The organism is Sinorhizobium alkalisoli, from assembly GCF_008932245.1.
Classification (GTDB): Bacteria; Pseudomonadota; Alphaproteobacteria; order Rhizobiales; family Rhizobiaceae; genus Sinorhizobium; species Sinorhizobium alkalisoli.
Genome location: NZ_CP034909.1, coordinates 863,154 through 872,746, shown reverse-complemented (window position 1 = coordinate 872,746; position 9,593 = coordinate 863,154). Strand labels below are relative to the sequence as shown.

The window sequence follows — 9,593 nt, the reverse complement described above, 5'->3', positions numbered from 1 at the left end:
CAGGGGACGCGCGCTCCGCGCTGCCGTCTACATCTTCTCCTCCTGCGTTGGCGCCGGCGCTGCCGATGTCGACTGTGGGACTTACGCGCTCGTCGCTGGGAGCCGCGGCTTCACCTTGAGAGGCCGTGGCGATTTCGGTGTGCTTGGTGACAATGTCGAGGCCGCCGTCGGCTCTGACGCCGTTTCCATATTTCTGGGCAACAGCGTCTGCCAACTTGACGTTCTCGGCGTGGGCTTCCTCGGATATGAGCCCATCCTTTGCCAGAGCCGACGACAGGGCCTTGTGATCGGCCATGCCGTCGGTCATCCGCTGGCGAGACTTCGCCTTCATGTCGTCGAGGATCTCTCCGGTCGTCGGATCGATGCGCTCGGACGGCGGCGGTTCAACGCCAGCGGCGTTCGCCAGTCGGGCATTGCCCTTCACTGCAGCGACTGCGCCGCCGTCCGGTTCGGGTTCCTCGAACATGTCCATTTGGATCATGCCGAGGGCGTGCAGGTAGGTGTCGAGGATCGCCTCTTGCTCGGCGCGCTCGTCGGCATCCTGCTTGCGGATGGAGATGACCTTGCGCAGGATCTTCGTGTCGAAGCCCATCGACTTGGCCTCGCCGTAGACATCCTTGATGTCGTCGGCGATCGATTTCTTTTCCTCTTCGAGGCGTTCGATGCGTTCGATGAAACCGCGGAGCTGGTCACGCGCAACAATGTGGGTGTCCGACATCTAAGCCGCCTCCGCCTTGCATTTTTCGACGTTGATGATTTCGAGAGCCATCTGGCGGGTGGCTTCGTTCAAAGCGAAATACTCGCCGAACAGCCGCCACCCGCTGAATTGCGCGTGGTACCACCCCTCCATCGGGTAGGTGGACGGGAACGACCCGAGCAACTCAGCGCGCTCGCCGCGCTGGTACGAGAGCGCATCCAGTCGGCGCTCGACGTTCCGGGAGATGCCAATCTTCAGCAGGTTCGACTTTGGGAACACGGCGAAATAGACGCAGCATCCTTGCGCCTTCTGCCGTTCATCTCGGACCATCATGCCGAGTGCGCTTTTGTTGAAGCCAGCCTTCGCCGCTTCCGCATAGATGTCGCGGATGTCCTCGCCGATCGTGTCCTGCTCTTCCTTCAGGCGAAGGATGCGGTCGATGAAAGCTTTGATTTGGGCGTCGGAGGTCATTCCGCTGCCTCCGATGCCCTGCCGAAGACATCGGGGCGAAGCTCATGACGGGATATGCCGGTGATGCGCTCCATTTCGAGCACCCGGTCAGCCGGTATCCGCTTCCACTGCGATACCGCTTGCGGAGTCACATCCCCAAGCGCTTTAGCGATGGCGGCGGGGCCGCCGGCGACTTCTTTGGCTCTGGTGCAAATCTGTTCCATGCGCCAATTGAAAGCATATCTTTCACTATATTGCAAGCATGTCTTTCGATGAAAGAATCGCTTTCGTGATGCATATTCGCGAAATGACGCCAGTTAGAAAAATCGACGAGGAGCGCGGCGCGCGCATCAAGCAGGTCCGCACGGATATGCTCAAGCTGCGGTCACAGGAGCAACTCGCGGAACTTCTGAGCAAGGAAGGCAAGCCGGTTACGCGCGGCGCGGTCGGGAATTGGGAGCTAGGCAAAGAGGTCGGTCTCGACAGCCTGACGACGATCTGTCGCGTCTCCGGCGTAAGCTTGGAATGGCTAGCCTACGGTCGCGGGGAACCTTTCGCACCGGAGCCTGTTGCCCCGGAGCCAGCGAACGCAAAAATAACCGGTGAAATGATACAGAAGGGCCCAAAGATACCATTGTACGGGGCGGCTGTGGGCGGAGATTACGGCGAATTCGAACTAAACGGGCATCGGCTCGACGACATCTTTGCACCACCCAGCCTCAGCGGCATACCGGAAGCCTATGGCGTCCAGGTATCCGGTGATTCAATGTATCCGCGTTATGAGGACGGCGAGACCGTTTACGTGAACCCGCGACGCCGCCCCGTGAAGGGAGACTACGTTGTCGCCGAAATTCAGACGGAAGAGCACGGACCTAAGCTGGCCTACATTAAGAAGCTGATTCGCCATACCCAAAGTGAACTCATCCTTGAGCAATTCAATCCGGCCAAGCAGATCCGGTTTGATGGACGACAGGTCCATACCGTTCACTACGTCTTGAAGAGCGGGGAATAGGCCGATGCTCTCTACGTCGCTCCAGACTCTTTCGGAACGAAAAGGGCACTACGCTTGAGCGACCACGAGTTTGGCAACGTATCAACGGATTTGAAGTTGTCGTTGGTCGAGGCCTACCTAAGGGCCTTCAACACTGCCCTTCGCCCACAGTTTTCCGAACTCTGGTACATAGATGCATTCGCCGGCACTGGCGAGAGAGTTATTAAGCAGAATGCTACGAAGGCGGATCTGCTCCCCGGTGTCAAAGAAAAGATTGAACGTCGGCGAGGGTCGGCCCAAATCGCACTGGATATTGTTCCGGCTTTTGACCGCATCGTCTTCATGGAAAAGAAAAAGAGCTATTGCCTCGCGCTTGAGCGGTTGAAGTCCCAGTATCCTGGCCGTCGAATCGACATCGTGAGGGGTGATGCAAACGTGGCGATCGAAGCCGAAATCGAAGCCATGAAATGGGTCGGAAAACGCGCCGTCATGTTTCTGGATCCCTACGGGATGGCGGTGAACTGGTCCACTCTCGAGAGAATTCGTAAGACAGAGGCGATTGACGTCTGGTACTTGGTTTCATTGGCGGGCTTGTTTCGGCAAGCGACAAAAGATCCAGCACGAATGGACGAGAAGAAACGAGCAGCTATTACCAGAATGCTGGGTACCGACGGATGGATAGAGGCTTGGTACAATCGCCCCCGCAAAAGTGATCTGCTTGGCGAATATGACGAAGCGTACCAGCGAGTTGCCGATGTCGAGGCAATCGAAAAATTCGTCTACGACCGGCTGAGAGGGCTATTCCCGAAGGTTCTGCCGCCTAAGAGACTGAAGAACGCCAGCGGCGTTCCAATGTTCTCCCTTTTCTTGGCTATCTCCAATCCCGCTGGGAAGGCGATTGGCCTCGCAACGCGGATTGGAAACAGTATTATCAAGGCATAGGCGGCGGCATTTCGTCCCATGTTCTTCCGCGGTAGCTGCGGCCAGTTGCTTTCTTGTTTTTCCCGCCCCATTGCTTGAAAAAGAAGGCGGCTTTTGCGTCAGTGCAGATTTGGAAGATTTCATCTATCCAAACCGAGTCCATAGACCGCGCCTGAGGACCGGATTCTCCGCCTACGATGGCCCAATGGATACCGGATAGATCTGCGCCGGCGACCGAGCCGATCAGTGGTTCAAAAGAAACGAAGCGTATCCGCGCCGGAACCTGGCGCAGCTCATCGAGCCGATGAAGCACGCGGCCATCTTCGACACTCGTGCCGAGCCATACGTTCGGCAGAATATCGAAATCATCGCTGAGCACCTCTGCCATGCGATCGGGCCGCTTGGTCAGGATTTGATACGTGTGCCGGCGCGTGTTCGCCATGACGCTCCAGACCTTACGGATGAAAGGCACCGGCACATTTGGGTGGAACAGGTCCGACATCGAATTGACGAATACGTTACGCGCCTTGGACCAGCTTTCCGGAATCGAAAGAGCAGCCTCGTCTAGAAAGAGATCACCGGTCCATTTCGCTCGACCACCGCTTTTCCGAGTGAGACCACGGTATTTTTCGACGCCCATGGCGTCTAGACGCGCCGCCATGCGCATCGCGTAGCAGTTTGTGCATCCCGCGCTCATAATTGTGCAGCCTGCGACAGGGTTCCACGTAGCGTCAGTCCATTCAATTGATGTCTCTGCCATAGGACGATTCTCCTATCTTCAAACATAGTTGATAATTGAGAACTGATTAAGGTTCGGTTGTCGGCGCACGGTGCCTCCCGTCGCGCCCATGGATCATTCTGTCGCCACGCATTTGTGAAAGCATTGCTTTCTTTTCGCTTGCCTGGAGATGAAAGTTATGCTTTCATCCCTTCATCAACACACGGTCACGCCGGGAGATGAAGCGATGAGCCTCCAATCCGCACTGCACAGTTTCAAGGTCAACGCACTCCGCCTTTCCACGGCGATCCGCAGTAGCCAGAACGATGAAGACGAACAGGCCGCGCTTAAGGAGTTCCTGCAGCGCACCTATTCCGACCTCGCTTCGCTCGCATGGAACCTCGGCGCCGATGGCGACGTGTTCCAACGTGAGGCCGCGCCGGCGTCGGAGCTCGTCGACGATGTCTATTTCGCGATCAACCGCGAGAAGGAATTCGAGGCGCCGGCGCGCGACCAGCCCCATTCGACGCTTAATCATCGCCAGCAGTTCGGCGACGTCATCGAGGGAGCACGCCTGTGACCCCTCACCGCGCCACCATAGACGCACACAACGCGAAGGCGGATGCCAGGCGCTCCGCCTGCCCCGCCGCCGCCTTCGGCTGCTCCTGCACCCGCTGTGCTGTCGACCGCGACGACGATCTGGAAGCGCTCAAGCAGTTCAACCGGGCAACCTACACCACCGCCCTCCTCCTGATCTTTCTCGCGACCGTTCTCGGCGTGATCGCCGTCGGCGCCTGGAAGACGGAGCAGGTCCACCGTCAAATCGTCAAAGCCAGGAGCGTCTGACATGACAGTAGAAACGAGCATTTGGACTTGGTGGCAGAACGCGCTGGCCGGCAACTTCGGCCCGATGCATGAAGGGCAGCCCGAGCAGGGATATTACCGGACCCGCTTCAAGGGCGCCCAGTGGGAGCCTGTTGCGATCTGGCGCGGCGATGACGGCGAATGGCTGGCGATGCGCGGCGAGCGGATGGTCGACGCCGCCGAAGCTTGGAATTTCTGCCGCACGCATCCGGTCAGCTACGAGGCTTACCAGAAGGCCATCGAGGGCGCAGGATGGGACGACGAGCCGCCGGCGCCCGCCATGGGCCACAATCTGCCGGATGATCCGTTCGAGGCTCTTAAGCTCGAATACGAAGCCGAGGCCGAACAGGCCCTCGCCTTCATGAAGACGCCGATCACGACGCAGGATCAGGCTGACAAGGCCGCGATCTGGTCGAAGCGGCTCGCCGCCATCGCGAAGAAGGCGACGGACCTGCACAAGGTCGAGAAGCAGCCGCACCTCGACGCCGGTCGCGATGTCGACAACAAGTGGCGCGACCTCAAGGATGCGCCGGCCGATCTGTCGAAGAAGCTCAAAAGGCATATGGACGCCTACCTGATCGAGCAGCAGCGCATAGAACGGGAGCGCCAGCGCAAGGCGCAGGAAGAGGCCGATCGAAAGCGCCGAGAGGCCGAAGCACTCGCCGCCCAAGCCGACGTGAGCGATACCGCCGCGCAGGCCGAAGCGGAACGCCTGCAGAAGGAAGCCGACAAGCAGGAACAGGCGGCGCAGGCCAAGAACGCCCAGGCCGGTCGCACCGGCGCTCGCGTCTCGCTCCGCACCTTCGTTTCGGCTCGCATCGTTGACTACGACAAGGCCCTCAAGGCCTTGAGCAACCATCCCGAAATGAAAGCGCTCGTCGAGACGCTCGCTAACCGCGCCGTACGCGCCGGCGTCGAGATCGATGGTGTTGAGCGCTTCGAAGAGCAGAGGGCCGCGTAATGAACCAGCATGTTCCCGCACTTTCCGCCGGCGGCAATGTCCTCGCGATCATTCCGCAGACGTTCGAAGAGACTTTCCGCATAGCCCGCGCCGTGGTCGCGGCGGGCCTCGCCCCTTCGTCACTCGTCGGCAAGAAGACCGGCGATGATGCCGCCAGCGCGGTAGCCGTCTGTATCATGTCTGGTGCCGAGCTCGGATTGAAGCCGATGGTCAGCCTTCGCAGCTTCACCGTCATCAACGGCAAGCCGGCGTTATACGGCGATGGCCTGATCAACGTCGTTCGCCAGTCTGGGAAAGTTGCCTTCCTCAAGACCGGGCACGAAATGCGCGATGGGCAGATGATTGGATTCTGCCATGCCAAGCGCAACGATACCGGCGAAGAAAGCCGCGTCGAGTTCTCCCAAGCCGAAGCCGAGCGCGCTGGCCTTTGGGATGATCGTCCGACTGTCCGAAAAAAGGTCTGGGAGAATAACCAGCCGGTCTGGAAGGACGGCCAGCCGAACGATGCGCCATGGTATCGCTTTCCTCAGCGCATGATTGCCTGGCGCGCGGCTGGCTATTGCTTGCGTGAACTGTTCGGCGACGTTCTCGGCGGCATCCGCGATGAATTCGAGGTGCGCGATATCGACGAGGCGGAAACGATGCGCGACATCACACCGGCCAAGCCCGCGCAGCCGCCGAAGCCCCCGGCCCCGCCAGCGCCACCCGCCGCCAAGACGATCGAAGCAGAGCCCGGAAGCAAAACCGAGGCGGCGGCCGAAGAAGAATTCGTTCTCGGCGATTTCCTCGAGCAGATCGAAACCTCGCTCGCCGGCGCGAAGGACGAGGTGCAGGTCGAGGAGATCTGGACCGACTTCGACGCGCCGGCCGTGCTCGAAACCAACGGCCACGCCGACATGATCGATGCTGCCTATGCGATCCGAGACCGGCGCCTCGCTCAACTTGCGCCTCTTGCTGGGGGCTGACCATGGCGACCAACAACCGCATCGTCGAGACCGAACAGGCCCGGGACATGCTGATCCGGTTCGTGAAGGAGAGGAAACTCCCCTTCACCGCCAGCATCACCGACGGCAAGCACCGGACCAGCGACCAGAACCGGCTGCAGCGCCAATGGATGCTTGAGATCGCCGCCCAGCTCGGCGATCAGACGCCGGAAGAGGTGCGCGGATACTGCAAGCTGCACTTCGGCGTTCCGATCCTTCGCAACGAGAACGACGTGTTCAAGGCCGAGTACGATGCGGTGATCATGCCACTCCCATACGAGCACAAGCTCAAGCTGATGATGGTGCCGTTCGATTTCGGTGTCACGCGGATCATGACGACCAGGCAGAAGACCGCCTATCTCGACGCTGTGCACCGGCACTTCTCCGAGCAGGGCCTCGTCCTCACCAATCCAGAAGATTTGAAGCGGAGGGCAGCATGAGCGACAGCAAGCACACTGCCCTGCCGTGGAAGGTCGTAAGCGAACCTAACTTCGACAACGGGAACGTCTACACGTCCATTCAACCGGTCAATGTCGACGAAGAGGCCATGAAGCCTTTAGCCATGATGAGTGGCGAGTTTCATGTCTGCCGAATGAGCCACACGGCTGCGCCCTGGCGGTTCAATTACCACCGCGATAATGCGGCCTTCATCGTCGAGGCCTGCAACTCGTACTATGAGACGCTTGACGCCATCGTCGCTAAGGACGCCGAGATTGCGAAGCTCCGCGCTCTGCTATCGCGCGCCGAGGAATACGTCATCGACGGCGTAACCACTGCCAAAGAGCAAGCGGAGATGAATGCGCCCTACCCGGCCCGTGCGCCACGCTTCAACGCAGCGCTTGCCGAGGTTCGCCAACTTCATGCGGACATCACCGCAGCCTTGAAAGGCGGTGCAGCATGATCGACTGGCAGAAAACCGCCTCTCACGTCATCGGCGAGGTCCACCGCAGCCTTCCGGTCGACGCCGACCTTGCCACTCGCAAGAAGGCGTTGCGCGCCGCTCGCCCATGGGAATTCGCCTCTACGAGTTGGGGCAAGAAGGTCTGGGCGAAGCACTCGCGCAAATACCTGGAGAAGTTTGGCCTGCCGCCACTCAAGGCGAAGGCCGTCGAAGATCACCTCTCACCTCTTGAGCGCATGATCGCCAAGGCAAAGGCAGGTGCGGAATGACCGACCGCCCTATCCTCTTCTCCGCCCCGATGGTCCGCGCGCTGCTCGACGGCCGCAAGACGCAGACGCGGCGGATTCTGAAGCCGCAGCCGGATGATATTCTGGAGGGCCAGGCCCCGCGGCAACTGCGCATCGCGATCGGCGATAGGCTTTGGGCCAGGGAGACATGGCAAGGCCTGTCCTTTGGCGATTACCAGCCCACGAAGAGTAGCATTTGCGAAGTGCGGTATGCTGCGACAGACCCTTGCGCTGACTTGGATGCAGAGGCGCGTGGCTATCCTTGGCGTCCGTCGATCTTCATGCCGCGCTGGGCGTCCCGCATCACCCTGATCGTCACCGACGTTCGCGTCGAGCGGTTGCAGGACATCAGCGAGAAGGATGCTGAAGCCGAAGGTGTGGAGTGGGAAACTGCTGACCCGCCGTTTTGTTATGTGCCCGGCATCTGGCCTCACGATCTGACGGCTGTTGGCGTCGAGCAATCATCCACCCCTTTCAGCGCCTGCTATCTCAAGCTTTGGGATTACATCAACGGCGCCGGGGCGGCGTCGAAGAATCCTTGGGTGGCCGCTTATTCCTTCCGCGTCGTCAAGCAAAACGTCGACCAGATCGAGCCGGAGGCGGCATGATAGGCCCCGTTCGCTACTTCCACGGCGGATTCGGCGGCCTGACCGTCGGTCAGTTCGTCCTTCCGCCAGCGACGACGAAAGCACCGTCGACCGCTCGATTCGGCGCGGCTGGCGTCTGCAACACCAACAAGGTCTACGTCTGCACCGATATGCACGGCGCTCTACTCTACGCCTGCATGCATCATTCAGGCTGCGGCAAGGTCTATGAAGTCGAGCCGATCGGTGAGTTGACGCCGGATCCTGACGCCGTGCATCCCGGTCACTCCTTTGAGTGCGACAAGGCGCGCGTCCTGCGCGTGATCCGGGTTCCCGGCAAAACCATCAAGCTAGTCCAGCGCGACATGCTCTCGGAGCACAATCGCCATCGCGAGGTCGTGCGGATGACGCGGAAGCTCACGGGGAGAGCGTGATGGTTGCGAACGCAATAGCCTATTTTCTCGCCGCTATGTTCTTTGCGGCCGGCTTCAACGGCTTCATCGACGTTGGGCTCGGGAAGGTCGCTCGACATGAGCGAGGCGGGCACATAGGCGCTTGCCTGCTCTGCATCCTTCTCGCGTGGTTTGCCGCGTACGTGGGAGGCATCTGATGCGCAGCGTCCCCGAATGGATCGGCAAGACCGACGACGAGAAGGTGCCGCCGCGCGTCCGCCTCCGCCTCTTCGAGAAATACGGCGGCGTCTGCCAGCTATCCGGCCGGAAGATCATGGCTGGCGAAGCCTGGGACTTGGACCACATTAAGGCTCTATGGCGAGGCGGAGAGCACCGCGAGAGCAATCTCTGGCCGGTCCTAAAAGAGCCGCACCGCGAGAAATCGACCGAGGAGCAATCGATTCAGGCCAAGTGCGATCGGGTCCGCAAGAAGCACCTTGGCATCTATCCGAAATCGAAAGCCCGCATCAAAAGCCGCGGCTTTGCAAAGACGAGGGATGCATGACAAACGTGTTCACCGCGGATGAGGTCGTGAACCTCGCCAAACACCAGACCGCCGGTCAGTTCCACCCGTTCACCTGCGCAAACCGAGGCGACGGCAATCACCGAGTTGCCTTTGGCGATCTGGGCGCATTAGTCCCGACCGTTCGCGGCTGGATCTGCCCATTCTGCGCATGCACTCAGAATTGGGCTCACAGCTCGATGAGAGAAGGTGCCACGGCCGACCAGGAGCGCCGCTGACATGAGCCTTCCCTACTCCAACAGCAGTTCCGGCCGATCGGCT

Annotated in this window: 17 protein-coding genes and 1 pseudogene; 14 read left to right on the top strand and 4 right to left on the bottom strand. The window is 60.1% G+C overall.

Annotation, left to right across the window (positions count from 1 at the left end; all coding sequences use genetic code 11):
- Positions 1–475 precede the first annotated feature (475 nt).
- From EKH55_RS04240 to EKH55_RS04230, 3 genes and pseudogenes are all read right to left on the bottom strand, one after another.
- Positions 476–718: pseudogene (locus tag EKH55_RS04240) on the bottom strand (DUF2312 domain-containing protein); the annotation flags it as partial.
- Positions 719–1,168 (bottom strand): GapR family DNA-binding domain-containing protein, encoded by a 450-nt coding sequence (locus EKH55_RS29315; RefSeq protein ID WP_192803744.1) that lies wholly within the window; start codon positions 1,166–1,168, stop codon positions 719–721. It lies immediately after the preceding pseudogene.
- On the bottom strand, positions 1,165–1,371 hold the full coding sequence (locus EKH55_RS04230; protein ID WP_151611027.1) for a transcriptional regulator: 207 nt from the start codon (positions 1,369–1,371) through the stop codon (positions 1,165–1,167). Before EKH55_RS04230 ends, EKH55_RS29315 begins: the two co-directional genes overlap by 4 nt.
- A 68-nt stretch (positions 1,372–1,439) precedes the next feature.
- Here EKH55_RS04230 and EKH55_RS04225 point away from each other — a divergent pair, with 68 nt between their 5' ends.
- Complete coding sequence (locus EKH55_RS04225; protein WP_246231797.1) at positions 1,440–2,159, top strand: XRE family transcriptional regulator; 720 nt, start codon at positions 1,440–1,442, stop codon at positions 2,157–2,159.
- A gap of 54 nt (positions 2,160–2,213) precedes the next feature.
- The gene (locus EKH55_RS04220; RefSeq protein ID WP_151611026.1) at positions 2,214–3,080 is read left to right on the top strand and encodes a three-Cys-motif partner protein TcmP; all 867 of its coding nucleotides are present in this window, start codon (positions 2,214–2,216) and stop codon (positions 3,078–3,080) included.
- On the opposite strand, the gene EKH55_RS04215 is transcribed toward EKH55_RS04220, so the two are convergent.
- A complete protein-coding gene (locus tag EKH55_RS04215; RefSeq protein ID WP_151611025.1) occupies positions 3,070–3,819 on the bottom strand; it encodes a DUF5131 family protein in 750 nt (249 codons plus the stop codon). The two genes, EKH55_RS04220 and EKH55_RS04215, sit on opposite strands and share 11 nt — an antisense overlap.
- 205 nt (positions 3,820–4,024) lie before the next feature.
- Here EKH55_RS04215 and EKH55_RS04210 point away from each other — a divergent pair, with 205 nt between their 5' ends.
- The 12 genes from EKH55_RS04210 to EKH55_RS04160 are packed head-to-tail and all read left to right on the top strand — an operon-like array spanning position 4,025 to position 9,550.
- Entirely contained in the window at positions 4,025–4,357 is a 333-nt protein-coding gene (locus tag EKH55_RS04210; protein WP_151611024.1) for a hypothetical protein, read from the top strand.
- 17 nt (positions 4,358–4,374) lie between these two features.
- Positions 4,375–4,623, top strand: coding sequence for a hypothetical protein (locus EKH55_RS04205; RefSeq protein ID WP_151611939.1), 249 nt, complete (start codon positions 4,375–4,377; stop codon positions 4,621–4,623).
- A 1-nt stretch (position 4,624) separates the two neighbouring features.
- Positions 4,625–5,602: a hypothetical protein gene (locus tag EKH55_RS04200; RefSeq protein WP_151611023.1), complete on the top strand. Its 978-nt coding sequence runs from the start codon at positions 4,625–4,627 to the stop codon at positions 5,600–5,602.
- Positions 5,602–6,567, top strand: coding sequence for a recombinase family protein (locus EKH55_RS04195; protein WP_151611022.1), 966 nt, complete (start codon positions 5,602–5,604; stop codon positions 6,565–6,567). Before EKH55_RS04200 ends, EKH55_RS04195 begins: the two co-directional genes overlap by 1 nt.
- A 2-nt stretch (positions 6,568–6,569) precedes the next feature.
- Positions 6,570–7,025, top strand: a complete 456-nt coding sequence (locus EKH55_RS04190; protein ID WP_151611021.1) for a hypothetical protein — start codon at positions 6,570–6,572, stop codon at positions 7,023–7,025.
- On the top strand, positions 7,022–7,486 hold the full coding sequence (locus tag EKH55_RS04185) for a hypothetical protein (RefSeq protein WP_151611020.1): 465 nt from the start codon (positions 7,022–7,024) through the stop codon (positions 7,484–7,486). Before EKH55_RS04190 ends, EKH55_RS04185 begins: the two co-directional genes overlap by 4 nt.
- A complete protein-coding gene (locus EKH55_RS04180; protein ID WP_151611019.1) occupies positions 7,483–7,755 on the top strand; it encodes a hypothetical protein in 273 nt (90 codons plus the stop codon). The genes EKH55_RS04185 and EKH55_RS04180 overlap by 4 nt, the downstream gene beginning before the upstream one ends.
- Entirely contained in the window at positions 7,752–8,381 is a 630-nt protein-coding gene (locus EKH55_RS04175; RefSeq protein WP_151611018.1) for a hypothetical protein, read from the top strand. The genes EKH55_RS04180 and EKH55_RS04175 overlap by 4 nt, the downstream gene beginning before the upstream one ends.
- The gene (locus tag EKH55_RS04170) at positions 8,378–8,791 is read left to right on the top strand and encodes a hypothetical protein (RefSeq protein ID WP_151611017.1); all 414 of its coding nucleotides are present in this window, start codon (positions 8,378–8,380) and stop codon (positions 8,789–8,791) included. The genes EKH55_RS04175 and EKH55_RS04170 overlap by 4 nt, the downstream gene beginning before the upstream one ends.
- Positions 8,791–8,967 (top strand): hypothetical protein, encoded by a 177-nt coding sequence (locus EKH55_RS29310; protein ID WP_192803743.1) that lies wholly within the window; start codon positions 8,791–8,793, stop codon positions 8,965–8,967. The genes EKH55_RS04170 and EKH55_RS29310 overlap by 1 nt, the downstream gene beginning before the upstream one ends.
- Positions 8,967–9,314, top strand: a complete 348-nt coding sequence (locus EKH55_RS04165; protein ID WP_151611016.1) for an HNH endonuclease — start codon at positions 8,967–8,969, stop codon at positions 9,312–9,314. The genes EKH55_RS29310 and EKH55_RS04165 overlap by 1 nt, the downstream gene beginning before the upstream one ends.
- Positions 9,311–9,550: a hypothetical protein gene (locus tag EKH55_RS04160; protein WP_151611015.1), complete on the top strand. Its 240-nt coding sequence runs from the start codon at positions 9,311–9,313 to the stop codon at positions 9,548–9,550. Before EKH55_RS04165 ends, EKH55_RS04160 begins: the two co-directional genes overlap by 4 nt.
- Positions 9,551–9,593 lie beyond the last annotated feature (43 nt).

Bases quoted from the DNA above. Each gene is read 5' to 3' on its own strand.
- EKH55_RS04210 (WP_151611024.1), top strand. From the start codon at position 4,025: ATGAGCCTCCAATCCGCACTGCACAGTTTCAAGGTCAACGCACTCCGC.
- EKH55_RS29315 (WP_192803744.1), bottom strand. From the start codon at position 1,168: ATGACCTCCGACGCCCAAATCAAAGCTTTCATCGACCGCATCCTTCGC.
- EKH55_RS04215 (WP_151611025.1), bottom strand. From the start codon at position 3,819: ATGGCAGAGACATCAATTGAATGGACTGACGCTACGTGGAACCCTGTC.
- EKH55_RS04175 (WP_151611018.1), top strand. From the start codon at position 7,752: ATGACCGACCGCCCTATCCTCTTCTCCGCCCCGATGGTCCGCGCGCTG.
- EKH55_RS04170 (WP_151611017.1), top strand. From the start codon at position 8,378: ATGATAGGCCCCGTTCGCTACTTCCACGGCGGATTCGGCGGCCTGACC.
- EKH55_RS29310 (WP_192803743.1), top strand. From the start codon at position 8,791: ATGGTTGCGAACGCAATAGCCTATTTTCTCGCCGCTATGTTCTTTGCG.
- EKH55_RS04200 (WP_151611023.1), top strand. From the start codon at position 4,625: ATGACAGTAGAAACGAGCATTTGGACTTGGTGGCAGAACGCGCTGGCC.
- EKH55_RS04190 (WP_151611021.1), top strand. From the start codon at position 6,570: ATGGCGACCAACAACCGCATCGTCGAGACCGAACAGGCCCGGGACATG.
- EKH55_RS04185 (WP_151611020.1), top strand. From the start codon at position 7,022: ATGAGCGACAGCAAGCACACTGCCCTGCCGTGGAAGGTCGTAAGCGAA.
- EKH55_RS04165 (WP_151611016.1), top strand. From the start codon at position 8,967: ATGCGCAGCGTCCCCGAATGGATCGGCAAGACCGACGACGAGAAGGTG.
- EKH55_RS04160 (WP_151611015.1), top strand. From the start codon at position 9,311: ATGACAAACGTGTTCACCGCGGATGAGGTCGTGAACCTCGCCAAACAC.
- EKH55_RS04195 (WP_151611022.1), top strand. From the start codon at position 5,602: ATGAACCAGCATGTTCCCGCACTTTCCGCCGGCGGCAATGTCCTCGCG.
- EKH55_RS04230 (WP_151611027.1), bottom strand. From the start codon at position 1,371: ATGGAACAGATTTGCACCAGAGCCAAAGAAGTCGCCGGCGGCCCCGCC.
- EKH55_RS04180 (WP_151611019.1), top strand. From the start codon at position 7,483: ATGATCGACTGGCAGAAAACCGCCTCTCACGTCATCGGCGAGGTCCAC.
- EKH55_RS04225 (WP_246231797.1), top strand. From the start codon at position 1,440: ATGCATATTCGCGAAATGACGCCAGTTAGAAAAATCGACGAGGAGCGC.